23 protein-coding genes are annotated in these 25,055 nt (G+C 72.6%); 9 read left to right on the forward strand and 14 right to left on the reverse strand.

What is annotated here, in order from left to right:
• The first annotated feature begins 51 nt into the window (after window positions 1-51).
• Together ACIBTS_RS12040 and ACIBTS_RS12045 are read left to right on the forward strand one after the other, a co-directional pair.
• The gene (locus tag ACIBTS_RS12040; protein WP_399318698.1) at window positions 52-1,170 is read left to right on the forward strand and encodes a nitrous oxide reductase family maturation protein NosD; all 1,119 of its coding nucleotides are present in this window, start codon (window positions 52-54) and stop codon (window positions 1,168-1,170) included.
• A 39-nt stretch (window positions 1,171-1,209) separates the two neighbouring features.
• Window positions 1,210-2,238, forward strand: coding sequence for a methyltransferase (locus tag ACIBTS_RS12045; RefSeq protein WP_319676082.1), 1,029 nt, complete (start codon window positions 1,210-1,212; stop codon window positions 2,236-2,238).
• A 105-nt stretch (window positions 2,239-2,343) separates the two neighbouring features.
• Here the strand turns inward: ACIBTS_RS12045 and ACIBTS_RS12050 are convergent, their stop codons facing one another.
• From ACIBTS_RS12050 to ACIBTS_RS12090, 9 genes are all read right to left on the reverse strand, one after another.
• Window positions 2,344-2,676 carry a TcmI family type II polyketide cyclase gene (locus tag ACIBTS_RS12050; protein WP_079663814.1) on the reverse strand — a complete coding sequence of 111 codons (333 nt, stop codon included), beginning with the start codon at window positions 2,674-2,676 and terminating at the stop codon, window positions 2,344-2,346.
• A 21-nt stretch (window positions 2,677-2,697) separates the two neighbouring features.
• Window positions 2,698-3,177 (reverse strand): SRPBCC family protein, encoded by a 480-nt coding sequence (locus tag ACIBTS_RS12055; RefSeq protein WP_334582954.1) that lies wholly within the window; start codon window positions 3,175-3,177, stop codon window positions 2,698-2,700.
• Window position 3,178: 1 nt separating this feature from the next.
• Entirely contained in the window at window positions 3,179-3,433 is a 255-nt protein-coding gene (locus ACIBTS_RS12060) for an acyl carrier protein (protein ID WP_319676080.1), read from the reverse strand.
• Between the two features lie 35 nt (window positions 3,434-3,468).
• Window positions 3,469-4,719 (reverse strand): beta-ketoacyl synthase N-terminal-like domain-containing protein, encoded by a 1,251-nt coding sequence (locus ACIBTS_RS12065; protein WP_319676079.1) that lies wholly within the window; start codon window positions 4,717-4,719, stop codon window positions 3,469-3,471.
• Complete coding sequence (locus ACIBTS_RS12070) at window positions 4,716-5,984, reverse strand: beta-ketoacyl-[acyl-carrier-protein] synthase family protein (protein ID WP_319676078.1); 1,269 nt, start codon at window positions 5,982-5,984, stop codon at window positions 4,716-4,718. Before ACIBTS_RS12070 ends, ACIBTS_RS12065 begins: the two co-directional genes overlap by 4 nt.
• Entirely contained in the window at window positions 5,981-6,424 is a 444-nt protein-coding gene (locus ACIBTS_RS12075; protein ID WP_319345014.1) for a cupin domain-containing protein, read from the reverse strand. Before ACIBTS_RS12075 ends, ACIBTS_RS12070 begins: the two co-directional genes overlap by 4 nt.
• 72 nt (window positions 6,425-6,496) lie before the next feature.
• Window positions 6,497-7,651, reverse strand: coding sequence for a SchA/CurD-like domain-containing protein (locus ACIBTS_RS12080; protein ID WP_399318700.1), 1,155 nt, complete (start codon window positions 7,649-7,651; stop codon window positions 6,497-6,499).
• Window positions 7,652-7,790: 139 nt separating this feature from the next.
• Window positions 7,791-8,426, reverse strand: a complete 636-nt coding sequence (locus tag ACIBTS_RS12085; RefSeq protein WP_399318702.1) for a class F sortase — start codon at window positions 8,424-8,426, stop codon at window positions 7,791-7,793.
• 391 nt (window positions 8,427-8,817) lie between these two features.
• A complete protein-coding gene (locus tag ACIBTS_RS12090) occupies window positions 8,818-10,554 on the reverse strand; it encodes an FAD-dependent oxidoreductase (RefSeq protein WP_399318880.1) in 1,737 nt (578 codons plus the stop codon).
• A 246-nt stretch (window positions 10,555-10,800) separates the two neighbouring features.
• On the opposite strand from ACIBTS_RS12090, the gene ACIBTS_RS12095 reads away from it, so the two are divergent.
• Complete coding sequence (locus ACIBTS_RS12095) at window positions 10,801-12,564, forward strand: protein kinase (protein ID WP_399318704.1); 1,764 nt, start codon at window positions 10,801-10,803, stop codon at window positions 12,562-12,564.
• 31 nt (window positions 12,565-12,595) lie between these two features.
• Here the strand turns inward: ACIBTS_RS12095 and ACIBTS_RS12100 are convergent, their stop codons facing one another.
• Both ACIBTS_RS12100 and ACIBTS_RS12105 read right to left on the reverse strand, forming a co-directional pair.
• Window positions 12,596-13,525: an anti-sigma factor RsbA family regulatory protein gene (locus tag ACIBTS_RS12100; protein ID WP_399318705.1), complete on the reverse strand. Its 930-nt coding sequence runs from the start codon at window positions 13,523-13,525 to the stop codon at window positions 12,596-12,598.
• Complete coding sequence (locus tag ACIBTS_RS12105; protein ID WP_399318706.1) at window positions 13,522-13,878, reverse strand: STAS domain-containing protein; 357 nt, start codon at window positions 13,876-13,878, stop codon at window positions 13,522-13,524. Before ACIBTS_RS12105 ends, ACIBTS_RS12100 begins: the two co-directional genes overlap by 4 nt.
• A 166-nt stretch (window positions 13,879-14,044) precedes the next feature.
• Here ACIBTS_RS12105 and ACIBTS_RS12110 point away from each other — a divergent pair, with 166 nt between their 5' ends.
• Window positions 14,045-14,683, forward strand: coding sequence for a DUF6629 family protein (locus tag ACIBTS_RS12110; RefSeq protein WP_399318708.1), 639 nt, complete (start codon window positions 14,045-14,047; stop codon window positions 14,681-14,683).
• 106 nt (window positions 14,684-14,789) lie between these two features.
• On the opposite strand, the gene ACIBTS_RS12115 is transcribed toward ACIBTS_RS12110, so the two are convergent.
• On the reverse strand, window positions 14,790-15,620 hold the full coding sequence (locus ACIBTS_RS12115; RefSeq protein WP_399318710.1) for a hypothetical protein: 831 nt from the start codon (window positions 15,618-15,620) through the stop codon (window positions 14,790-14,792).
• Window positions 15,621-15,823: 203 nt separating this feature from the next.
• Between ACIBTS_RS12115 and ACIBTS_RS12120 the strand changes: the two genes are divergently transcribed.
• The 5 genes from ACIBTS_RS12120 (at window position 15,824) to ACIBTS_RS12140 (ending at window position 22,730) form a co-directional block, all read left to right on the forward strand.
• Window positions 15,824-16,987, forward strand: a complete 1,164-nt coding sequence (locus ACIBTS_RS12120) for a pyridoxal phosphate-dependent aminotransferase (protein WP_399318712.1) — start codon at window positions 15,824-15,826, stop codon at window positions 16,985-16,987.
• 119 nt (window positions 16,988-17,106) lie between these two features.
• Window positions 17,107-17,802: an AzlC family ABC transporter permease gene (locus ACIBTS_RS12125; protein ID WP_399318713.1), complete on the forward strand. Its 696-nt coding sequence runs from the start codon at window positions 17,107-17,109 to the stop codon at window positions 17,800-17,802.
• Window positions 17,790-18,107, forward strand: coding sequence for an AzlD domain-containing protein (locus ACIBTS_RS12130; protein ID WP_197697270.1), 318 nt, complete (start codon window positions 17,790-17,792; stop codon window positions 18,105-18,107). The genes ACIBTS_RS12125 and ACIBTS_RS12130 overlap by 13 nt, the downstream gene beginning before the upstream one ends.
• Window positions 18,108-18,300: 193 nt before the next feature.
• A complete protein-coding gene (locus ACIBTS_RS12135) occupies window positions 18,301-19,293 on the forward strand; it encodes an alpha/beta fold hydrolase (RefSeq protein ID WP_399318715.1) in 993 nt (330 codons plus the stop codon).
• Window positions 19,294-19,520: 227 nt separating this feature from the next.
• Window positions 19,521-22,730, forward strand: coding sequence for a BTAD domain-containing putative transcriptional regulator (locus tag ACIBTS_RS12140; RefSeq protein ID WP_399318717.1), 3,210 nt, complete (start codon window positions 19,521-19,523; stop codon window positions 22,728-22,730).
• Window positions 22,731-22,793: 63 nt separating this feature from the next.
• On the opposite strand, the gene argJ is transcribed toward ACIBTS_RS12140, so the two are convergent.
• Both argJ and cs1 read right to left on the reverse strand, forming a co-directional pair.
• Window positions 22,794-23,948: a bifunctional glutamate N-acetyltransferase/amino-acid acetyltransferase ArgJ gene (gene argJ / locus ACIBTS_RS12145; protein ID WP_399318718.1), complete on the reverse strand. Its 1,155-nt coding sequence runs from the start codon at window positions 23,946-23,948 to the stop codon at window positions 22,794-22,796.
• A gap of 97 nt (window positions 23,949-24,045) precedes the next feature.
• The gene (gene cs1, locus ACIBTS_RS12150) at window positions 24,046-24,996 is read right to left on the reverse strand and encodes a clavaminate synthase Cs1 (RefSeq protein WP_399318882.1); all 951 of its coding nucleotides are present in this window, start codon (window positions 24,994-24,996) and stop codon (window positions 24,046-24,048) included.
• Window positions 24,997-25,055: the final 59 nt, after the last annotated feature.

The following is a 25,055-nucleotide window of genomic DNA, read 5'->3' on the forward strand; positions in this document are numbered from 1 at the left end:
GGATGGCCCATCGCACCGATTCGCCGCCGATCCGGTCATAACGTACGCAATATGAAGAAATGCCATATCGCATACCTGGCGTGCACCGCCGCGCTCGCGGGCACCGGCCTGGGCGCCGCTCCGTCGGTCGCCAGTCATACGGTCCACGTGGTCCGGCCGGGGCAGTCGATCCAGAAGGCGGTGGACGCCGCCAAGCCGGGTGACACCGTTCTGCTGACCTCCGGCACCTTCCACGAGAGCGTCAAGGTGGGCACGCCCGGGCTGACCCTGCGCGGCATGGGCAGCCGCACGGTCCTCAAGCCGGACCCGCGCGTGAGCACCGGCGCCACCGCTGCCGGCACCAGCACCACGAGTGCCGCCGCGCCTGCCCCGAAGGTCCCCGAGAGCTGCGCCGCGGGCGGCTACGGCATCTGCGTCCTCGGCACGAAGCACCGCGACGTCAAGGACGTCACCATCGCCTCCCTCACGGTGACCGGCTTCGTCAAGGCCGGCGTCCTCTCCATGGCGACCGACGGGCTGACCGTGCACCACGTCACCGCGGTGAAGAACGGTGTGTGGGGCATCGCCACGGAGCGTTCGGTGCGCGGTGTGTTCCAGGACAACGTCGCCCGGAACAACGGCGACGCGGGTCTGTTCCTCGCCAACACGATCAAGGAGGAGCAGGGCGCCACGGACACCAGGGGGACGCTGGTCGAGCACAACCGCCTGGACGGCAACCGGATCGGCATCACCGTCCGCCGCCTGCGCGACCTCACCGTCGCCCACAACCAGCTCACCGGCAACTGCGCGGGCGTGTTCGTCGTCGGCGACGAGAACAAGCCGAAGGCCGGCCTCGTGACCGTGGCCGAGAACCGCATCGTGCGCAACAACAAGTCCTGCCCGAAGACGGCCAGGCTGGACGCGCTGCAGGGCTCGGGGATCGTCCTGACCGGCGCCGAGGACAGCCTGGTGACCAAGAACGTGATCGAGGAGAACGCAGGCAAGTCCCGGTTGTCGGGCGGCATCGTCCTGTTCAAGAGCTTCGTGGGCACCACCAGCGATCGCAACCGGATCACCGACAACGTGCTGCGGGGCAACTCCCCCGCGGACCTGATCAACACGGACACCGGCAAGGGCAACGCCTTCAGGGGCAACAGCTGCCGGGCGTCGAAGCCCGCCGGCCTGTGCTGAAGCCGGGTCAGTGACCCCGAGAAGGAAGGAAGGCGGCACATGACGACCGCTCGTACTGCTCCACCGCCGTCCATGCGGCTGAGGGAGCTCGCGTTCGGGGCGGCGTGTGCCGCCGCCCTGCGCGCGGCCGCCCGGCTGGGCGTCGCCGACGCCCTCGGCGACCGTCCCATGACCGTGGAGGACCTCGCGGCCGCGGTGAAGACCGAACCCCGGCCGCTGCGCCGACTGCTGCGGGCCCTGTCCTGCTACGACGTCTTCGCCGAGCAACCGGACGGGACGTTCACGCACACCGACGTCTCCCGGCTGCTGCGCGAGGACGACCCGCACAGCCTGCGCGCCATCTCCCTGTGGTGCACCGAGCCGTGGACCTGGGACGCCTGGCCGCTGCTCGACGAGGCGGTGCGCACCGGCCGCAACGTCGTGGAGGACCTGTACGGCAAGGAGTTCTTCCCCTACCTCAACGAGGACGCCCCGGAGTCCGCCGACGTCTTCAACCGCGCCATGACGACGTCCAGCGTGCAGTCCGCGCGGGACGTCGCGGAGTTCCTCGACCTGTCGGGGAGTTCCTCGGTCGCCGACATCGGCGGCGGTCAGGGGCACGTGGTGGCGAGCCTGCTGGACAAGTACCCCGCGATGCACGGCTCCCTGCTCGACCTGCCCCGGGTGGTGGAGAACGCGGTGCCGAGGCTGCGGGCGGGCGGCGACCTCGCGGACCGGGCGCGCGTGGTGCCCGGCGACGTCCGGGAGGCCGTTCCGGTGAAGGCCGACGTCTACGTCATCAAGAACATCCTGGAGTGGGACGACGAGAGCACCGCCCGCACCCTGCGCAACGTCCGGGCGGCGGGAGGCCCCGGGGCACGGGTCGTGGTCATCGAGAACCTGGTCGACGACACGCCATCGATGCGGTTCAGCACCGCGATGGATCTGATGCTCCTGCTCAACGTCGGTGGGGCGAAGCACACCACCGACAGCATGGTCGACCGGCTGACCGAAGCGGGCCTGGTCATCGACGACATCAGCCCGGTCAACCCCTATCTGCACGCGTTCGACTGCCACGTCCCCGGCTGATCCGGCCGCACGTTCCCCGCATCCCCTCTCCCACTCCCCCCACGAACCACCGGTCGCCGGGCCCGCAGCGTCGCGGGTCCGGCGACCGGTGATGGTCGGCCTCGGTCAGCCGGCCGGCTCGCGCTCCCAGAGGTAGAAGCGCTGCGCCATGGCGTCCTTGGGGGAACGCCAAGTCTCGGGGTCGTACGCGCTGACGTACGCGGACAGCCGCTCGCTGACGTCCCGGAACTCGGGATGCCCGGTGATCTTGGCGATGGCGGGCCCGGGCTCACGCTCGGACTCGATGAGGTGCATGTACACGTCACCAAACTGGAAGAGGCTGCGCCGGACGACGCCGACGAGGCGCGGCAGTTCTCCCCGGTCGGACTCCTCGAACACCTTGGCGATGTCGGGGGCCGATCCCGGGGCCATACGGGCGACGATCAGGGCTTGGTGCATGAGACTGTTTCTCCGTCCGGCTCAGTCGGTCAGACCCCGGGTGGCGCCGCGTTCGGCGGCGGCCTTCTCGATGCGATCCCGGATGAGGCTCATCTGGACCTTGGAGTTCCGGTTGATGTTGTCGGTCATCCACTCGTCGTCGACCGGCGCCTCCGGCTTCATCGCGAAGTCCTGTGTCCACACCATCCGCGTACCGGCCGGGACCTCCTCGTACCGCCAGTGGATGTTCATGTGGTCGAAGGGCCCCGTCTCGACCCGGCGGGCCTTGACGGTGAGCGCCTCGCGGTCCGGCTCCCGCTCGGAGACCCAGCTCCACACGGTGCCGTTCTCGTCCGGGTGCATGGTCAGCCGGAAGGTGGTCTTCCGCCCCTCCCGGCGCAGGACCTCGACGGAGGCGTATTCGCTGAACAGCCGGGGCCAGTTCTCCAGGTCATTGGTCATCTCCCAGACCAGGTCCAGGGGGGCCGCGATGGTGATCTCGTTCTGTGTGTGTCCGGTCATCTCACGCTCCTGCCAGAAGGGCACTGTTGACGAGGTCGAGGAACTGCCGGGGCGTCTTGGAACGCTCGGCGTCGGGGGGCATCGGCGTGCCGTACCGGTTCTCCAGCTCGCCGACGATGCCCAGCAGGCCGAGCGAGTCGACGCCGAGGCGGTCGAAGCCGGTGTCGTTCTGCCGGAGTTCCTCCGGGGCGACGGTGACGCCGGCGGACTTCTTCATGAGTTCGGCCAGCTCTTCCACGGTGATGCGATCAGACATGCGGTTCCTCTCCTCTTCTTCTCCGCGGCGCCTCGCTACGAGGCGTCGGTGGCGCCGTGCCGCAGCACCAGCGCCGAGTTCGACCCCATGAGTCCCCGGCTCAGGACCAGCGCCGTGCGCATTTCGGCGCTGCGGGCCCGGCCGGTCACCAGGTCGAGGTCATGGCAGATGTCGAAGACGTTGGGGGTGGGCGGGATCATGTCGTGCTCCATCGCGAGCACGGCCGCGGCGGCGTCCATCAGCGGCGCCGCGCAGTAACCCCGGCCGATCCCGGTCTTCGGCGCGGTGACAGGCACGCGGGTGCCGTGCGCGCCGAGGGCGTCGGCGATCGCCAGCGCCTCGGCACGGTCCGCGGCCGGCACGCCGAGGGCGTCGGCGAAGACCACGTCGATCTCCTCAGGGGCGCACCCGGCCTCCTCCAGTGCTCCCCGGATCGCCTGGGCGAGCCCCTCCCGGGACTCCTCCCAGCGGGAGGCGCCGGTGAAGGTGGCCGCGTGCCCGGCGAGCAGGGCCCGCACCCGCGCGCCTCGCGCCAGGGCCGTGCCCTCCTCCTCGACCACGGCCATGGCGCCGCCCTCGGCCGGCACGAACCCGCAGGCCGCGGCGGTGAACGGACGATAGGCGCGGGTCGGGTCGTCGAGCGTGCTGAGCTCCTCGTAGCCGAGTTGGCAGACCATCGAGTAGGGCGCGATCGGCGCCTCGGTGGCCCCGGCCACGATCACGTCGGTGCCGCGCCGCACGGCCCGCGCCGCGTGCGCGAGGGCGTCGAGGCCGCCGGCCTCGTCGGCGGCGACGACCGAGCAGGGGCCCTTGAAGCCGCGCCGGATGGAGATCTGGCCGGTGCTGGCGGCGTAGAACCAGGCGATGGACTGGTAGGGGCCGACGAAGCGGCTGCCCTTTCCCCACAGCTGTTGCAGTTCCCGCTGGCCGAACTCGCCGCCGCCGGAACCGGCCGCGGTGACCACGCCGACGGAGAACGGCGCCGCGTCGGTGGCGGTCCGCGCGAGGCGGGCGTCGTCCAGCGCGAGGTCGGCCGCGGCCATCGCGAAGTGCGTGAACCGGTCGGTCTGGACGAGGTAGCGCTCCTCGATCATGGCCGTCGGGTCGAAGTCACGGACCTGGCCCGCCACCCGCAGGGGCAGGTGTTCGCATCCCTCGCGGGTGACGCGCTCCAGGACGCTGATGCCCTCGCTGGTGGACTTCCAGAAGGTCTCGGTACTGGCTCCGTTGGGCGCGACCACACCGATTCCCGTGACGGCCGCGCGCCGTGGATGGGGTTCGCTCATCGTGTCTTCTCCCTCGGCCGGTTCATGACCACCGCGGACTGGAAGCCGCCGAATCCGCTGCCCACCGAGAGCACGCTGGCCAGCTTGCGCTCGCGGGCCACGCGCGGGACGTAGTCCAGGTCGCACTCGGGGTCGGGCGTCTCGTAGTTCGCGGTCGGCGGTACGACCTGGTGGGTCAGGGCCAGGACACAGGCGACGAGTTCGATCGCACCGATCGCGCCGAGGGAGTGACCCACCATGGACTTGATGGAGCTCATGGGCGTGTCGTAGGCGTGGCCGCCCAGGACCCGTTTCACCGCCGCGGTCTCGTGGCGGTCGTTCTGCTTGGTGCCCGACCCGTGCGCGTTGACGTAGTCGATCGCCGTGGCGTCGGTGCGGGCGTGGTCGAGGGCGTCCTCGATGGCCCGGGCCATCTCCAGGCCCTCGCTGGTCAGGCCGGTCATGTGGTAGGCGTTGCCGAAGGTGGCGTAGCCGCCGAGCTCGCAGTACACGTGGGCGCCGCGGGCCCGGGCGTGCTCCAACTCCTCCAGGACGAGTACGGCGCCGCCCTCGCCCATGACGAACCCGTCCCGGTCGGCGTCGAAGGGACGCGAGGCGTGGGCGGGGTCGTCGTTGTTCGGGGAGGTGGCCTTGATCGCGTCGAAGCAGGCCATGGTGATCGGGGAGATCGGCGAGTCCGAGGCACCCGCTATGCAGACGTCGGCCCGGCCCTCCTCGACGGTGTGGAAGGCGTACCCGACCGCGTCGAGTCCCGAGGTGCAGCCCGTGGAGACGGTCTGCACCGGGCCGCGCGCCCCGAACCGTTCGGCCACCGTGGCGGCGAGCGTGCTGGGCGAGAACGCGCGGTGCAGCTGCGGGGCCGCCTCCCGGTGGTCCACGTCCCAGCGCTGCCCACGATGGCTGACCAGAACGTAGTCGTTCTCCAGCCGGGTGGTGCCGCCGACGGCGGTGCCCAGGGAGACGCCGACCCGCCAGGGGTTCTCGGCGGCGAGGTCGAGACCGGCGTCGCGGACCGCTTCGTCGCCGGCGACCATGGCGAACTGGATGTAGCGGTCGCACCGTTCGACGTCTGCGGCATCCAGTCCGTGGGCCGCCGGGTCGAAGTCGCACTCGGCGGCGATCCGCGAGCGCAGGCCGCTCGGGTCGAAGAAGGTGATGCCGCGCGTCGCAGTGCGTCCCTCGACCAGGAGCCGCCAGAACGACGGGACGCCTATGCCGCCCGGGGCGACGATGCCTATGCCGGTGACCGCGACCCGCCTCGTCATGACCCGACCTGACGTCGTGCGGTCGCCTCGCGCCCGATCACCACGGGCTCGGCGTCGCTCTCCTCGGTGTCGACGTGGCCGAGCGGCGGGCTCGGGGCCAGCGGGCCGAGGTGGAAGACGATCCGGGCCTCGACGTTTCCGACGTTGCGGAAGCGGTGTCGCATGTGGGCGGGGATCATCAGACCCTGCTCGGGCTGCAGCGGCTGGGGCTCGCCGTCCAGGTCCACCTCCAGCTGCCCGCACACGACGTACACGAACTCCTCGGAGTAGGGGTGATAGTGCTCGCCGATGCGGTCGCCTGGCTTGATCAGGGCCACGCCCATGAAACCGCTGGTCGAACCGACCGTGACGGGGGTGAGCATGGCGCGCAGATCGCCGCCGCGCCGGGTGTTGGGCTCGACCTCGCTGAGATCCACGACTCTGGGACGGGAAGTGATCACGACGTTCCTCCGTTGCTGTACTGCACCGACGTGGGCGGGGCGTAGCGCCGCCCACGCCCACGTGATGGCGAATCAGGCGTCGGGCGACCGACGGTCGGTGACGAGGTCCATGCGGGCACGTTCGAGGAAGCGCGTGAGCCGGGCGTCCTTCGTCGCGGAGGCGTCCGCGTCGACGGCGTCCTGGAGCGTCGTCAGCTCGGCGACCTGCCCGGGGTCGGCCAGGCCGAGGGCCTGCACGGGGTCGGCCGCGTCGAGTCCGCCGCACACGTCGATCAGCCGGACGACGACGTCGTCGCGCTGGAAGATCGTGCTGCGCAGGACCGGGCTGCGCGGGTCGTCCGCCGCCGCCTCGTCCTGCCGGGCCAGCAGCTCGGCGAGCTTCATGCCGCGGTCGGCCCGGGCCGGGTAGTACAGGGCGTACCGCTCGGCCTGCGCGTCCTGGCGTTCCGCCGTCACATGGTGGACGGCCGGAAGCGCGGCCCGGGTGAAGAACACCCGTGCGGACTCGGGATCGTTGAGGTCGCGGTCCTGCTCCAGATGGGGGTTGATGGCCTCCTCGACGGCCCGTACCTCGGGCTGCCGGGAGACGTGCCGCAGCGCGGCGAGCAGGTCGCCCCGCACTTCGATGGCCCGCACCACCCGGTTGCCGTGCATGAACAGCGAGGTGCGGCACAGCCGGGTGGTGTCGTCGACCTGCGGCTCGGGCGAGGCGTAGTCGGCGAGGATCTTGGCGACGATCTCCTCGCTGCCCGGCTTCACGGTGAAGGTGAGCGCGTGACGGATCACGCCGTCGCCGATCCTGGGCGAGGTCTGGAGCCGGCGCTTGCCTGGCTTGGCCTCGGTCGCCGGGCCGCCGGTCTCGCGCACGACGTGGAAGCGCAACGACCTGGTGTCGCGGACGCAGCTGTGCAGTGGCTCCACCATCCGCACGTGTTCCTCGCTGTTGACCCAGGCGAGGAACGGCGGGGCGCTCTCCCATTCGCTGGTGATGAGCCACTGGGAGGGGTTCTCGATGGACTGGCACAGCTGGTCGCTGACATGTCCGGGGACGGACGCGACCTGGTTGCAGAGCTGCTCGTAGGCCTCCAGGAACTGCTGCTGGGCTCCGTCGTAGACGTCGACCAGGAGGACGACTCGAAGCCGGGAGCCGTCGAACACGGACTGGGAGACTCGTTGCGACGCCTGTCGCGTCCGCGAACCTGCAACACGTTCGGACGTGGTGGTCATCCTGCGCACATCTCCTTCGCGGAGGGGGAAGTGAACGTCGGCCGCGGTGATGCGACGTCAGCGTTCCTCGATCCTCAGCCCGTCCCCGCAAGCGCGCGACTCGGATGAACTACGCGGGTGACCGGGGCCCGGCGAGGCGTCAGATGAGATGGGCGAAGACGACCAGGTTGTCGGTGTAGTCCTTGACCGTCCGGTCGTAGTTCCCCGCGCAGGTGATGAGCCGTACCTGTGCCTGCGCGGTGTCGGCGTACACGCGTTCGCTGGGGAAGGCGTCCTTGGCGAAGGTCTCCGCGGTGTCCACCCGGAAGGTCGCCGTGCTGCCGTCGGCCCGCCGGACGGAGAAGGTGTCGCCCTTCACCAGTTCGCTGAGGCGCACGAACACGGCGGGGGACGTCTTCGTGTCGACGTGCCCGGCGATGACTGCGGTGCCCGTCTCGCCGGGGGAGGCCCCGGCGACGTGCCAGCCGACGAGGTTGACGTCGCTCGCGGGCGGCGGTTCCAGCTGTCCGGAGGGGCCGATGACGAGGTCGGTGAAGGGCGCGTCGACCGAGATCTTCGGGATGAGCAGGCGTACGGGCCTGGAGCGCGGCAGGTGCTTGCCCAGCGGGGCCTGGTTCTCGGCGGACGGGGCCGAGGTGGACGTGTCGGGTGCGGCGCTCGCCGCGAGCGCGGCGGCGCCGGGCGGGGCGTGCGGGGGGCTGGGGGCGCCGGGGGCCGTGGCTTTGCCGCCGAACAGGTTCAGCGCCAGGATCACGGCGGCCGCGGCGCACAGCATCGTCAGTCCGGTGCGGGGGTTTCTCTCCTCGGAGGGAACGGGCGGAACGGGGCGACCGGAAGCAGCGGCGGACGACGGAGCGGACGCAGACGGGGAAGCGGAAGGGGAAGACGACGGGGAAGAGGACGAGGACGGGGACGGGGACGGGGACGGGGGTACTGCCATCGGGAACCACCTCACTCGGGCGCGGCAGCGGAGCGGACACGGCACGGGAAGCGAGCCGGGCCGCCACCCGGGGTGCGGGTGGCGGCCTCGGCTTCGCTATCGCGCCCGGCATGGGTCACCGGCGGCCGGGATCATGTGAGCGGAACGCATGCGATGGCCCTTCCGTCACGATCGGGTAGCCGACGCCTCGTCAGCTGACCTGACCCGACCGGGACGTGATCCACCGTCAGCCGCGCCTCGTCGCGGCACCACTCGGGGCGTTCACACGGGTGAAGTCCGCCGAGTTCCGGTGGAGTCCGCGGGGCGTGGCGAGAGCCAGCGCGGTGTTCAGGACCTCGCGCAGCGCCGCCTCGGCGTCCGGCTCCGGGCCGGGCGAGCGCCAGGCGACGAATCCGTCGGGCCTGACGAGTACGGCGCCGCCGCGGGTCGTGCCGTGGCGCTCCGCCCAGTCGACGTCGTCCTCGGTCACCAGGTCGGCGCCGGGTCCGGCGCCCACCCGGTACGACCTGAGCGGGAGGGAGAGCTCCTCGGCGAGCCGGGCGGCGGCCTCGTGCCATCCGCCCGGCTCACCGGCGTCGCTGAGCAGGACGGGGGCCCGCTCGTAGAGGTCGAGGGTGGAGATCCTCTCGCCCGCTCGCCGGACCCACAGATGGGGTGCCCGGCTGCCGGGCCGGCCGCTGAGGTCGAGACCCTCCGGGACGACCGGTTCGGCGGGGTCGGCGCCGACGACGGCGCCCTGCGGGTAGCGGTAGCCGAGGGCCACGTTGAGGATGCCGCGCTGGGGACCGCCGCCGCCCGCGCCGGGCGGCGGGGCGAAACCGGGGTGGCTGTGCTCGGCCGACCGGGCGGCGGCGCGGGCGCTGGTGGCCTCCGCCACCGGGCGGCGCTCGGCGTCGTAGCTGTCCAGGAGCCCCTCCCCCGCCCAGCCGTCGAGCACCGCGGCCAGCTTCCAGGCGAGGTTGTGCGCGTCCTGGATGCCGGTGTTGGAACCGAAGGCCCCGGTCGGGGACATCTCGTGGGCCGAGTCGCCGGCCAGGAACACGCGCCCCGACCGGTAGCTGCGGGCGACGCGCTGGGCGGCGTGCCAGGGCGCCTTGCCGGTGATCGTCACGTCGAGGTCGGCGACGCCGACGGCCCGGCGGATGTGCTCGACGCACCGCTCGTCGGTGAACTCCTCCAGGGTTTCGCCGTGTTCGGGGTGCCAGGGGGCGTGGAAGACCCAGTTCTCGACGTTGTCCACGGGCAGCAGGGCGCCGTCGGCGTCGGGGCTGGTCAGGTAGCAGACGATGAAGTGGCGGTCGCCCACGACGTCGGCGAGGCCGCGGGAGCGGAAGGTGAGGCTGACGTTGTGGAACAGGTCGCCGGGGCCGCTCTGCCCGATGCCGAGCTGCTCGCGGGCGGGGCTGCGGGGGCCGTCGGCGGCGACGAGGTAGTCCGCGCGGATGGTGGTGTGCTCACCCGTCTCCCGGCTCTTGGCCACCGCGGTGACGCCGTCGGCGTCGCTCTCGAACGACATCAGTTCGGTGGAGAACCGCAGGTCGCCGCCGTGCCTGCGGGCGTGGTCGAGGAGCACCGGCTCCAGGTCGTTCTGGCTGCACAGGCACCAGGAACTGGGGCTGAAACGGGCCAGTCCGCCGCCCGGGTCGATGTCCCGGAACAGCCACTCGCCGGCGTCGCCGACCAGGGTGGGGGTCTGCAGGATGCCGTGGTTGCCGGCCAGGGTGGCGGCCGCCTCCTGGATGGACCGCTCCACGCCCGCCACCCGGAACAGCTCCATCGTGCGGACGTTGTTGCCGCGGCCGCGCGGGTGGATGGAGGTGCCGGAATGGCGCTCCACCAGCATGTGCCGCACTCCGAGCCGTCCCAGGAACAACGAGGTCGCGAGCCCCACCAGGGAACCGCCGACGATGAGGACCGGGACCCTGAGGGTGTCGTGGCCGGTTCGTCCGGCTCGTTCGTTCATCACTCTCGCCTCCAGCGCGTCGTGTCCGCCGACCCGGCCGGATACGGCGGAGATCCTCATGCATGCCCCGTTGAGCTGACGGCGGCTCAGGCTTCACCCGGCTGCGTCGCGGCCCCGGCGAGCCGGTCCGCGGCGGCGGTGAGGGGACGGAAGTACTTGAATCCCTGAGCACGGGCTGCGGCTCGGCTAGCCTCGATATTCCGCCCATGCGAACTGACTTACGACGAACATCACTTCGGGAGTTCCGTGTCCGACCAGCTGCCGTCCTCACCGAACCCCGCCGCGCGCGAGGCCGCCGCGCTCCGGCAGACCGGGGCCGCACCCCTGCGGATCGGCGACCCGGCCCGGGTCGGTCCCTTCGTGCCGGTGGCGCTGCTCGGCAGCGGCGGAATGGGCCGGGTCTATCTGGCCCGGGCAGCCGACGACACTCCCGGGCTGTTCGCGGTGAAGGTGATCCGGCCGGAGTACGCCGAGGACGTCCGCTTCCAGCGCCGCTTCGAACGCGAGGCGTCGGTGCACGCCCGGCTGGGTCCGCCGCACGCCCCGAGGTTATGCGGCACCGGTTGGGACGACCAGCTGCTGTGGATGGCCACGGAGTACGTCCCCGGACTGGATCTGGCCGACGCCGTACGCGACGACGCGGCCCTGCCGGCGGCCACCGTGTGGCAGCTGGTGGCCGAGCTCGGGCAGGCGCTCACCGCCCTCGCCGCCGCCGGCATCGTGCACCGGGACCTCAAGCCGTCCAACGTGCTGCTGTCGCTGCGGGGCGTGTGGGTCATCGACTTCGGGATCTCCAAGGCCGCGGACGCCAGCGCGATCACCGGCACGGGCAACCGGGTCGGCACACCGGCCTACATGTCCCCGGAGTACCTGAGGACGGGCCACTGCGACACCGCCTCCGACGTGTTCTCGCTGGCCTGCACCCTGCTCTACGCGGCCACCGGACGGGCCCCGTTCGGCGACGGCACCGGCGTCGACGTGATGCACCGGGTGGCGTTCGAGGAACCGAACCCGGAGGTGACCGGCGTGGTGTCGGCGGCCGACCCCGAGCTGGGGGCGCTGCTCACCGCCTGTCTGGCCAAGGAGCCCGAGCGGCGTCCCACCCCGCGGGAGCTGATCGACGCGGCCGGGACACGGGCCGGGACGCCCGGCTGGCCGGAGCCGCTGCACGGCCAGGTGCTGGCCCGGCAGCAGGCGTACGAGACGCTGCGTCGTCTGCCCGTCGAACGGGCGGCCCGGCTGCGGCCCTCGGACCATCGGGTGAAGCTGGCGTCGCCGCCGGCTCCGGCGGCGGGCCCGGTCGCACCGCGGCCGGGCCCAGCGCCCGTGGCCGAGTCTCCCGCCGCCGGGACGACGCCGGCCCGACACCGCGTCCGCCGCAAGCGGGTGCTGGCCGCCGCCGCGGGGACCGCCCTGTGCGCGGTCGCCGCGGGCGCCTTCGTGCTCATGCGCGAGGACGGTGCGGCGAGCGCGGCCGGACCGGAGACCGTCGCGTCGGCGACCGGCACCGGCGCCGGGGGCCGGCCCGGTGCCGTCGCCCTTCCGGGCGTGTCCGACTCGCCGGACCGGGCGTCCGCCGCGGGAGCGGCCGCCGGACGCGCCGACGAGACCCACGGCGACGTCACATCGCCGCCGGGAGCCTCGGCGTCGGGCGTCGGCGGCGGGCAGGAAACCCCGGCCGCCGCGGCCGGCGGCGCCGGGGGCGCCTCCTCCACCCCGGCCGGGTCACCCGACACCGCGCCGACCGAGTCCGCGACCCCGCCCTGGATCACCGACTGCACGTTCTACGCCGGCAACGGCCGAACCCGCACGGGAGACACCGGCAAGCGGGTGCGGCAGGTGCAGTGCATGCTCACCAAGCGCGGTTACGAGGTGGGCGGGGCCGGGGTGAGCGGTGACTTCGACGCCGGCACGGAGACGGCCGTCCGCAGCTTCCAGGGCGACAAGGGGCTGAAGGTCAACGGCATCGTGAACCAGGCCACCTGGGGAGCGCTGCGCGCCGCCGACTGACCGTTGCCGGCCGGCGGCGGTCGCCGCCGCTTCAGGGGGTCAGGTAGAAGCGGACGGTCGTGCCGTCCTCGGCGGTGTGCAGGCGGACCAGGTCGGCCACGTAGTGGACCAGCATCAGACCGCGGCCGCCGATCTGACCGCGCAGCGGCGGCCTGCGGCCGGCCAGCGGATCGGCCAGCCGGCCCGCGTCCCGGACCTCGCACACGACCTGCCCCGCCTCGGCCCAGACCGCGAGGGTGCCTCGCCCGCCGCCGTGCACCACGCTGTTGGTCGTCAGCTCCGCGACCGCCAGTTCGGCGTCCTCCAGCCGCTGCCCGGCCAGGCCCAGCCGTTCGGCCCGGCCGACGGCGAAGGCGCGGACGGCGGACAGGTCGTCGGGGCCGAAGGAGTACACGGCGGCGTCCGGCGCGGGCACCAGGGCCTCGTTGTAGCGGGCGACGACGGAGCGCCAGTCGTAGGCGTCGCTGACCTGCTCGGCGCCGGCGGCCATGACGGTCGGGTGGGTGATCATCGCGTCGGCCAGGACCTCCGGGTCCAGGCGGGAGACGTCGTACGGGCACAGGATGGTCACCGGCCGGCCCTCGAAGGCCGCGTTGATCAGCGCCTCGTGCTGTGCGCACGCCGGGTACTCCACCGCGCTGCGGCCCGCCCAGATCGGCTCGCCGATGATCCGCACCCGGCCGTCGCGGTGGGCGTCGGCGAACGCGCGGAGCACGCCGGGGATGATCCGGCCCGGGTTGCGACCCGCCTCGGTCATGTCCAGCAGGAGGACGCCCTCGGCGTCCGCGCCGAGTCCGGCTCTGATCAGCTCCAGGTTGGGGACGGGCACCGCCACCGCGACGGGCTCGCCGACGTCCAGGCCGTCCTGCACGAACGACACCGTCCGGTCCACGTACTCCTGTTCGGTGCGGTAGAACAGCGCGGGGTGCTCGAATGCCTCATGGGTCGCCACCGGGTTCATCGCGACGCCACCTCGATCCGGCTCAGGCTCGGCCAGAACAGGCCCAGCACACGCGGTACCTGCGGTGGCGGATGCTCGACCACCACCCGGCCGCCGCGCAGGGCCAGCGCCGTGACGGCGAGTGCCGTCACCCCGGCCACGTCGACGAACCCGACCTCGGAGAGCTCCACATAGGACACGTCGCCATGCTGCCGTGCCAGGCCCGCCAGGGCCTCTTCCCACGGCGAACGAGTGGCCTCGTTGATCTCGCCCCTGGCCCGTATGCCGGGCCGGCCGGACAGCGGGCCCACCTCCAGCACGGCCCCGCCGTGCACCGGTCCGAACCGGTCGACTCCCCGCGAGGCGTCCACCACCCTCGGCCTCCTTCACCGTCCGACGCTCACTCCGGCGCCCTCCCGCCCGGGACGGCCCCACAGGCAGCCCCTACCCGCCAACGGCATCCTGACGCCGCTCCGGAACAGGAGGATGATCGGAGCGGGACGTACCGTGGCGACCGAGGCTCGACGGACCGGGGGCACGATGTGTTGGAGTGCGACGGCCGATCTCGTCGCGGGGGCCGGGGTGGCGGCCATCGGGGTGGCGTCGGTGGCGCAGGTGCGGGGGCGCCGGGACCTTCCCCTCGCCGCACTGCCCCTGCTGCTCGGGGCGCACCAGATCGTGGAGTCGGCGGTCTGGGAGGCGGGCGGGGGCAGCGGACCGGCCACCGTCGCCTGGGCCGTCATCGCGATGCCGCTGCTGGCGGTGTGGGTCCCGGCGGGAGTGTGGTGTGCGGCCCCGCCGTCCGCCCGGCGCGGGCCGGGGTTCCTGCTCGCGGTCGGCGTGGCGACGGCCGCGGGCCTCGGGTACGGGATCGCCACCGGCCCGGTGACGGCCGAGATCCGCGGCCACACGGTCGGCTACGCCGTCGATCTTCCCTTCCCGCCCGTCCTCGTCGTGGGCTACGTCCTGGCCACCGTCGGTTCCCTGCTGTTCTCCGGCGACCGCCGGCTGCTGGCGCTGGGGGTGCTGGTCGCCGTGGGCGCGTCGGTCTGCTTCGCGCTGTGGCGACTGGAGTTCGTGTCGACCTGGTGCGCGTTCGCGGCGCTGTGGTCGGTGCTGCTGCTCGGCTGGGCCCGCGGCCGACGAGCCGCGCCGCGCCTCAGCTCGCGCACCGTCTGATTCCCGCACGCTCGGCATGCGGGTGCGCTCGCCGCTGCCCGCCGTGCGCGAGGGCCGTCCCCCGCGTCGGCGGGCAGGGCGCGAAGGCCCGGCGTGCCGATGCCGGTCAGGCCCAGACGATGAGGCGGTTCTCCGCGGTCACACCGACGAAGAAGGCCAGGGTCAGCCGACGTCCGACGGTGCTCGGGGTGATGAAGTGGTAGTTGCGGGTGTCGAAGAGGATGCCTTCGCCGAGCACCGGGGTGAGCGTCAGGCTCGGTTCCTGTACCGCGATGGTCTGCGACCAGCCGAAGCCCACCCGGTCGGCGTCGTCGGTGGGGCGCCAGCGGCGCCGGAAGACGTTCAGCTCGCCGCCGTCCTCGGGCAGGCTGATGTAGCAGTTGAAGCCGAGCTGGGCGATCGGTGTGTGGTCGAAGACGCCGGGGAACTCCCGCACCACCTCGTCGAAGTGCATGCGCGGATCGCCCTTGAGCTCTCGGACCATGCCCGCGAAGAGTTTCTGCCCGCCGACGGTGGCCCTGGTCACCGGCCCGCCCCAGGCCGCGGCCAGCTGGCCGATCAGCGCCTCCATGGGGTCCTCGTCCCCGACGGCCCGCGCCCACTGCTGTTCCGCCTTGCGCGCGTCCGTCCAGTACTCGGGGCGCAGTTCGCCGTCGAGGTAGTAGTCGTAGACGGCGGGGCCGAACTTCGCGATGGGGGGCCAGATCCGGCGTTCGTCGTAGGTGCTGAACTCGGTCTGGTCCAGCCGGCCGGTGAGCCGGGCGCAGGCCTGCGCGGTGAGCATGTCGGGGATCCTGATCGCTCCCAGGGTGCCCGCGGCGAGCCGCAGCAGGGTGTCCCGGGTCAGCGGCGACTCGGTCTGCGCGCCGAACAGTGGATCGACCTGCTGCACCACCTGCGTGTTCTTGATGAGCTCTTCGTTGTCCCTCGGATTCACAGCGTGACTCCCGCATTCCGGTCGAACGGGTGGGTGGCGACGCCCCGGCGGGCGGCGCAGCCCATGCTCGCGGGGCCCGCTTGTCAGCCGGGTTGACGCTCCGCATGTCGGCGGCGTGCGCACGTCTGAAGGGACCCGCTGCCGACGAAGCACAACCGCACCGTCACATCGGCCTCAAGCACCGTGAACGAGCCTGTTCACCCATGAGCATCAGGAAAGCCCCCCTTTCGCACCGGGTCGCCGCGCTGGCCCCCATGTCGCTGGCCGGACTGGCGGCGACCGCACGGGAGATCGGGGCCGTCGACATCGCCAGCGGTGTCCCGGTGCACGATCCGCCCGACACCGTCCTCACCGCGGCCGCCACCGCCATGCGCACCGGCCGCAACCAGTACGCCCCGGCGGCCGGCACGCCGGCCCTGCGCCGAGCGGTCGCCCGGCATCTGCGGCGCACCCGGGGAGTGGACGTGGACCCCGACCACGAGATCACCATCACCAGCGGGGCCACGGAGGGCGCCCTGGTGGCCCTGCTCGCCGCCGTGGACCCCGGTGACGAAGTGATCCTGCCGGAACCGTACTTCGAGTCCTATCCGGGAACGGTGCGCCTGCTGGGCGCCGTACCGCGTCCGGTGCGGCTGAGCGGCGCCGACTGGCGGCTGGATCCGGACGCGATACGCGCCGCGATCACCCCTCGGACCCGTGCCGTCCTGCTCAACACCCCCCACAACCCGACCGGTCGGGTCTTCACCGCCGACGAGATGCTCGCGCTCGTGGAGATCTGTGTCCGGCACGGCATCATCTGCATCACCGACGAGGTCTACGACAACTTCGTCTTCGACCCCGCGGGCATGACCTCGCCGTTGAACCTGGCGCAGGCGCGCGATCACTCGATCGTCGTGGGCAGCTTCTCGAAGTCCCTGCAGATGTCCGGCTGGCGGCTCGGCTACTGCGTGGCGGGCGCCGAACTCACCGCGGGCCTGCGCCGGGTCGTGGAGCGGACCACGGTGTGCGCGTCCACTCCGCTGCAGGAGGGCACGGCCGCGGCCACCGGGTTCAGCAGCGGCGCCGAGGACTTCCGGGACCGACGGGACCACATGGTCAAGCGTCTCGGCCAGGCCGGACTCGACGTGTTCGCGCCGGAGGGCGGCTGGTTCGTGTTCGCCGGCATCAGGGGCGTCACCGACTGGTCCTCACGGGAGTTGGCGGAACGCCTGCTCGACCGGGCCGGGGTCCTGGTGGCTCCGGGCACCCCCTTCTTCTCCGACCCGCAGGAGGGCGGAGGCTGGATCCGGACCACGTTCGTACGCGACCCCGACGCGACGGACGAGGGCCTGGACCGCCTGGAGCGCTTCCTGCGCGGGGCGCCATGAACCGGCGGGACGGTACGCAGAAGAGGGTCGGTGCGCGGAGGGTCGGTGCGCGGAGGGTCGGTACGCGGAAGAGGGCCGGTGCGCGGAGGCGGGGCGGGGCGCGGACGCCGGAGCGGGAGATGTGGCAGGGCGTCGGCGCGATGAGCCTGGCCGCCGCCGCGATCGGGGTGTCGTTCGGCGCCATCGCCGTCGCCGCCGGCATCCCGGGCTGGCTGGCGATCGCCATGTCGGTGTTCATCCACGCCGGCGGCTCGCAGTTCCTGGCGGTCGGCATGCTGGCCGCCGGAAGCCCCTTCGCCGCCGTGTTCGCCGGGCTCCTGCTCAACGCCCGTCATCTGCCGTTCGGCCTGGCGCTGCGCGACACGGTGGGCGAGGGCTGGTGGGCGCGGCTGATCGGCAGCCAGCTGATCAGCGACGAGTCGGTGGCGTTCGCCATGGGGCAGCCGCAGGGCGCCCGTCGCCGCCGGGCGTTCTGGATGTGCGGGGTGGCCCTCACCTTCGCCTGGGACGGCGGCACGGCGCTCGGGGTGCTCCTCGGGGGTGTCGTCGGCGATCCCGCCGTCTACGGTCTGGACACGGCGTTTCCGGCCGGGCTGCTGGCGCTCGTGGTGCCCTCGCTGCGGGACCGCGACACGCGTGACGCGGCCCTCGCCGGCGCCGCCCTGGCCCTGGTCACGACCCCGCTGCTGCCGGCGGGCATCCCCGTCCTGCTGTCCCTGTCGGGGCTGCTGCTGCTCGTCCTGCCGCCGGCCGCCCGCCGGGCGCCCGACCGGACGGTCCCGCGCGAACGGACGGAGGAGACATGGTCACGATGATGGTCGCCGCGGTCGCCGCGCTGGCCGTCGGCACCTATCTGCTGCGGCTCGCCGGCACGGTGCTGCACGACCGGTTCAGTCTGCCGGAGTCCACTCAGCGGCTGTTTCCGGTCATGGCGGTCGTGCTGCTCACCGCGCTGTGCGTCACGGACGCCCTGACCGACTCCGACGGTTTCGCCGGGGTGGCGCGTCCGGCGGGAGTGGCCGTGGCGCTGGTGCTCGCCCTGCGGCGCGCCCCGTTCGTCGCCGTCGTGGTCGTGGCCGCCGGGGTGACCGCCCTGCTGCGTCTCCTCGGCGCTCACTGAACCCCGCGGGGGTCCAAAAGCCGTCCGCAAGCGTGATGCAAGGCGATGGCAAGCGCCGCTGTCAGCATGGGCGCATGCGGATGTCGTACGTCCGTATCGCCCGGGGCCTCGCGGTCCTTCGCTCGGCCGAGCCGAACGCCATGCCTGTTGTTCTGTCCTGTACCGGGAACGTCCCGACGCATAGGGAGATCCGATGGAGCACGCAACCTACCGACTGGGCGATCTACCACTGACCGGCGGGGGGAGACTGACCGACGCGACGATCGTGTACGCCGTTCACGGGTCCCTCGACCGCCGGCGCGACAACGCCGTGCTGTGCCCGACGTTCTTCGCCGGCGATCACACCGGCTACGACTGGTTGATCGGCAGCGGCCGCCCCCTGGACACCGACCGTTACTGCGTGGTCGTCCCGGGGCTGTTCGGCAACGGCTGCTCCAGCTCCCCCAGCAACCACCCCTCCGGCCCGGCCTTCCCCGCCGTGTCGGCCCGGGACAACGTCGCGGCTCAGCACCGGCTGATCACCGAGGAACTCGGCATCACCCGGCTGGCGTTGGTGACCGGCTGGTCCATGGGCGCCATGCACACCTACCAGTGGGCGGTGTCGCATCCCGAGCTGGTGGACCGGATCGCCCCCGTCTGCGGATCGGCGGCGACCAGCGAGGCGGGCCGGGTGTTCCTGGCCGGCCTCGGGGCCGCGCTGCGCGGCGGCGGCCCGGGCGACGCCGGGCGGCGGGCCGCGGCCCGGCTGTTCGCCGGGTGGGCGGCTTCGCACGGCTTCTGGACCGACCGCCTCTATCGCGAACTGGGTTTCGCGGACCGGGAGGCCTACCTGACGGGATTCTGGGAGGAACTGTTCGTCGCCAAGCAGGCGTCGGACCTGCTCGCCCAGGTCTCCACCTGGGAGTCGAGCGACGTGGGAGCCACCCCCGGGTTCGACGGCGACACCCGGGCGGCGCTCGCCTCGATCCGGGCCGAAACGGTTCTGCTGCCCGGCCTGCGCGACCTGTGCTTCGCCGCGCAGGACGAGGCCGAGGCCGCGCGCGTCATCCCCCGCGCGACACTGCGGGTCATCCCCGGCGTCTGGGGCCATCTCGCCGGGGCCGGTGCGACCGAGAACGACCGCGCCTTCATCTCGGCCGCCCTCACCCGCCTCCTGGAACGCGAACCGGCCCCAGCACCTGTGTGATCCGTTCCCCCGCCTCCTCGTTCCCGCCCCGCCAACTCCCACCCCTCCCGCTCCCGCCCCCCTCCACGTTCCCGCCCGCAGGCAACAGGCCTTGCACGAGTAAGGCTCCGTTCGTCCTCTTCAGCCGACCCCACCCCCCTCGCTCGGCGTCCGCCCGCCCGGACGGCAGGAGAAGACCCATGTCAGGAAGCACCCAGATCGTGCCCGTACAAGAGCAAGGAAGCCGCATGCAGCATGCTGAGGCCCTCGGTCCCGCCGTCCGCGTCTTCGGCAAGATGACCGTGCGGCTTCCCCAGAAGACCCTGGAACTGGGACCGCCCCGGCGCCGCGCGGTCCTCGCACTGCTGGTGATCAACGCCGGCAAAGTCGTCTCCATCCCGTCCATCCTGGAGAACATCTGGGGCGACGACCTCCCCGACCACGCCGTCGCCACACTCCAGTCGTACGTCTCCCGTCTGCGCAAGCTCGTGGGCGGTCAGCCGCTGGCCGACGGCGCCCTGCTCCGGCTGCAGTACCGCTCCCCCGGCTACGTGCTCGACATCGACCCCGACCACATCGACGTCATGAGGTTCGAGAGGCTCATCGGCCAGGGGCTCGCCGCCGAGCGGCAGGGCAGGCCCGCGGAGGCCTTCGCGCTGTTGTCGCAGGCCCTGCGGGAATGGACGGCGCCGCCGTTCGAGGACCTGTCCGAGTACGACTTCGCCGGCCGGGAGACCCAACGGCTGGTCCAGCTGCGGCTGTCGGCGGCGGAAGGCCGGGCGCAGGCCGCGTTCGCCCTGGGCCGCAGCCACGAGATACTCGACGACCTGGAGCGCGAGGTGCTCCAGCACCCCATGCGCGAGCGCCTGGTGCGCCGGCTGATGCAGGCCCAGTACTGCAGCGGACGCCAGGCGGACGCGCTGCAGGTCTTCGAGCGCACCCGGCGGTATCTGGCCGACGAGCTGGGGGTGGACGTCAGCCCGGAACTACGGCAGATCCACGGGGAGATCCTGCGGCAGGACCCCTCGCTCACCCCTACGCGGCAGACGGCCCCACCGCCCGAGCCCACGCCGCCAGCCGCCCCCGCGGCCCCGACCGTCCCCCCAGTCCCGACCGTCCTGACCGTCCCCCCAGTCCCGACCGTCCCCGCAGTTCCCGCGGTCCGCGAGGAGGCGGTCCGTCCGGAGCCCGCGGCCGACCGGCAGTACGAGGCCGTCCGCCCGTTCGTCGGACGGCAGGAGGAACTGCAAAGGCTGCTGGCCGGCGTGGAGACCGCCCGGCACGGCAAGGGAGGAGTGACGCTGCTGCTGGGCGAGAGCGGTTGCGGCAAGACCAGTCTGCTGCACGAGTTACGGCGCGCGTGCGCGGAGTACGGCATGGACGTCGTCACGGTGAACTGCCCGCAGAGCGACGACCTGCCCGCGCACTGGCCGTGGAAACAGGCCCTGCGTCAGACGGCCGAGCGCTGGCCGGAGACGGTCCGCTCGCTGCCCGCCGACATCCGCGCCACCCTGACCGCCCTGGTCCCCGAACTCGCCTCGGAGCCGGGCGAGTTCGCGGCCGCCGCCGCCGAACCCAGCAGGTTCGAGCTGCACGAGGCGGTGAGCCGCGCGCTGCTCGGGATCGCCCGCCCTCCGCTGCTGCTGATCCTGGAGGACCTGCACTGGGCCGACACCGCCTCCCTGCACCTGCTGAGATTTCTCGCCCGGCAGCTCCACGACTCGCGGCTGCTGCTGCTCGTCACCTCCCGCACGTTCCGGCCGGCCGCCGATCCGCAGATGCGCGCGGCGCTGGCGGCGGTGCGCGAACTGCCCACGTCCGACGAGATCACCCTCGGCGGTCTCACTCCGGCGGAGAGCCGGGAGCTGGCGGCCACGATGGGCCGCGACCTGGGTCCGGAGCAGTGCACCGCGTTGCAGCACCGCACCCAGGGCAATCCGTACTTCCTGGTCAGGCTCCTGGAACAGCTGACGTCCGACGCCTCCCCGAACGAGGTCCGCGAACTGCTGCCGGACTCGCTGCGGGGGGTCGTCCACGAGCGTCTCGGCGGGCTTCCCCCGGAGATCATGACCGTGCTCCGGGCGTGCGCCGTCCTCGGCCCGGACAGCTCACCGGGGGCGATGAAGGACCTCGCCGCCGAGGACGGCGTCTCCTCGGACGCCCTGCGGGACGCGATCCGGGGCGGGCTGCTGCGCAACGTCCCGGGCACCGAGTGCCGTCTGGAGTTCGTGCACCCCCTGCTGCGGGACACCGTCCGCCGAGAGCTTCCGTACTCGATGCGGGCCCGGCTGCACCGGTGCGCCGTCGGGTTCCTGGCGGCCCGGGCCGTCACCCCCGCCGACGCCAAGCGGTCGATCGCCCGGCACGCCCGCGCGGCCCTCCTGACGATGACGCCCGACGAGGTGATCCAGCCCCTGCTGGACGAGGCGGAGAAGGCCGGGCAACGCGGCCTGGACGACGTGGCGATGGCCTGGCTGGACCAGGCGGCCGCGCTGACCGGCGGCCGGGACGGCGAGCCGGGGTACGCCGAGGCCGAGCTGGCCGTGCAGCTCCGCCGCGCCGATGTCTCCTGGTACGTGAACGGCTCGGGCGCCGTGTCGACCGAGGCGATCCACGCGCGCATCGAGGCCCTGGGCCGCGCGCTGGGAAGGCCGCAGTGCGCCCGGCTGCTGCCCAAACGCTTCCTGGGCCTGGTGTACCGGGCCGAGTTCCGCAAGGCAGAGACGATGATCCCGACCCTGTTGGCGCTGGCGGCGCGGGAGAACGATCCGTCGCTCGAGGCCACGGTCCATCAGGGCCGCAGCATCATGCTGCACTCCCGCGGCCAGCTGGCCCAGGCGCTGGCCGCGTCCGAGGCGAGCATGGCGCTGGCGAGCCGCGCCCTGCCGCCCCGCCCCTGCCGCGGGCAGGGGGTGCAGGCCGAGACGCGTGCGGTGCGGGCGATGAGTCACTGGATGGCGGGCTCCCCGGCAAAGGCCTGGGGGGCGATGGACGACCTGCGCCATCTGGTGTCCCTCTCGCACCACTCGGCGATGCGTGACTTCGTCACCCTGCACACGACCGAGTCGGTGCTGAAGGTCCTCGACAACGATCCGCACGGCGCGTTGCGCAGTGCGCTGGTGGCGGCCGAGGCGGCCGCCCGCACCCGGCTGCCGGGGGTGCAGTGGCTGATCGACGCCTCACTCGCCTGGGCCAACGCGCACCTGGGCACGGCCAGTCCGCGGCTGCTGGCGGAGGCGGGCCGCTCGCTGGACCGCGCCGAGCGGGCCGGCACCAGGCTGCTGACGCTGGGGCTGAGCCTGCTGGCCGACGCGGAGCGGCTGGCCGGCCGGCGCCGTCAGGCGCACGCCTATCTCAGGCGCATGCGCAAGCTGGCGGCGCGGACGGGAGAGGTGGTGTACCTCAACGCCCTCCCCCTCCATCTGACGCCCTGGAGGGGCATCCCCCAGGTCGCCTGACGGAGAGGACCTGGGGGACGGGGACGGGGGACGGGGGCGGCGGGGACGGACCGCGAGTCGCCGTCAGGTCGAGTAGTCCGCGTTCAGGCGCACATACCCTTCCGTCAGGTCGCATCCGTACACCCGGAAGGCGCCGTCGGCGATGCCCAGACCGACCCGGATGAGCACCTCGTCGCCCTTGAGGTGGGCGGCCACCCGGGAGAGGCGGTCCTCGTCCGGCGGCGCCGGATACACCTCCACGTCCCCGAAGCCGATCGTGACGCGGCCCGGGTCGATGTCGGTGTCCTCCTCGCACTTGCCGACGGCCATGGCCACCCGCCCCCAGTTGGGGTCGGCGCCGTGCACGGCGGTCTTCACCAGGGGCGAGTTGACGACGACCTTGCCCACCCGTTTGGCCTGCTCGGCGTCGCGCGCCCCGGTGACCGCCACCTCGATCAGCTTGGTGGCGCCCTCGCCGTCCCGGGCGATGTCCTTGACCAGGTCCAGGGCGAGTTCGCCGAGGGTCCGCTCGAACTCCACCAGGTCCACCGGTCCGGCCAGACCGTTCGCGAGCACCGCCGCGGTGTCGCTGGTGGAGGTGTCGGTGTCGATGCTCAGCGCGTTGAAGGTGCGATCGACGACGCGGCGGAAGAGCGCGTCGAGGTCCGCGGCCGGAATCCCCGCGTCGGTGAAGAAGAACGTGAGCAGCGTCGCCATGTTCGGTTCCATCATGCCGACGCCCTTGGCGAGACCCACCACGGTCGCCGCCCCGCACCGGGCCGAACGGGTCTTCGGCCGGGTGTCGGTGGTCATGATGGCCCGCGCCGCGGCGGTGAAGTCCGCGCCCTCGAACGGCGCTTGCAGCGCGTCGAGATGCGCCCGGACGGAGGCCATCGGGTAGCGCTGTCCGATGAGACCCGTGGAGGCGATGAGCACCTCCTTCTCGGCGGCGCCGAGGACGCCGGCCACGGCCGCGCGGACGGCTCCCGCGTCGCGCAGGCCGTCCTCGCCCGTCGCCACGTTGGCGTTCCCGGACAGGGCGACGATCGCCCGGCCGGTGCCGGCCGCGGCCGTCTCCCGGCTGAGCACGACGCTCGGGCCGGCGAAGCGGGATCGGGTGAACACCGCGCTCAGGTTCGCCGGCACGTCCGAGGCGACCACCAGGAAGTCGTCGCGGTCGTCACGGATCCCACAGTTCCCGGTGTGTGTGCGAAACCCTTGCGGTAAAGACACGGTCATCCTCGTGCCGGTCCTCTCTGATCAGGTCTGAGCTGGGGAAACGATGCTACGCCGACGGGACCGACCGCGAGCGCGACCGGTCCCGTCGGGTCGGGGCTCAGCGGCCGACGAAGCCGACCACGTCACCCGGTTCGGCGGTGCCGTCCATCCGCTCCGGCACCCGGATGTACATGCGGTGCAGCCACCGGTCCTTGCCGTCCCACCGAGGAGTGAACGGCGTCCGTGCGTGGGTGGTCCGGTAGTTGTCGACGATGAGCAGGTCGCCGGGCCCCAGCAGCACCGGCTCGGTCACCTCGTCGAGCGCGTCCGACAGGGTGGCGAGGGCCTGCTTGGCGGGCAGGTCGACGGGGTCGAGGAGTTCACGGTCGTAGGCCAGCAGGGGGTCCTCGCGCGGGCCGTCCAGGACCGCGACCGAGTAGACCGGGTCCGCGTCGGGGGCCGGCCGGAAGGCCATGTCGACGTGGCAGCGCATCGGCTTGCGGTGGAGCGCCTCGCGCACACTGTCGTCGACGAGTGTCAGCGCCTTGCGCACGGAGCCGACCAGCGTGGCCGCCGTGCGCTCGTGGTCGGCCCGCGAGCAGGCGAGCATCACGAAGTGCGGCTGGTGGCGGTGGTACGCCATCTCGGTGTGGAACTCCAGCAGCGTCTCGGAGGTCTCGGACGAGAGGTAGTGGGCGTTCGGCGACGGATAGACGTCCTGCAGGACGGTCCCCTCGCGCAGTTCCCGGTATCCGGTGGGCAGACCGAGCTCACGGCCGACCAGGGCCAGCCAGGCCTCCATAGCGAGCAGCGGGCGCTGCACGGGAGCGGGGGTGCTGGTGGGCGTGGTGGGCAGCTCGCTCTCCTCGACGGGCAGCCCGGTCAGCAGCAGATAGCCCTCGGTGTTGCCCTCGCGCCGGAAGTCGCGCAGCGCCCGGCGCAGCTCCGGCGGGAGCTCCTGGGCCACTTCCGCCGCGGTGGCGAAGAACCCGGAGAGGTCGAGGCGCGGCACGCGGGGCAGTCGGGCGCGCAGGGCGCGCAGGTGGTCGGCGTCGTCGTCCAGGCGCATGACGGAGGGGACGGGCAGGGACATGGTGCTTCCTTCCGACTTCGGTTCCGCTTCGGTGC

This window comes from Streptomyces sp. NPDC050121 (assembly GCF_044460385.1).
In the GTDB taxonomy this organism is placed as follows: domain Bacteria; phylum Actinomycetota; class Actinomycetes; order Streptomycetales; family Streptomycetaceae; genus Streptomyces; species Streptomyces soliscabiei.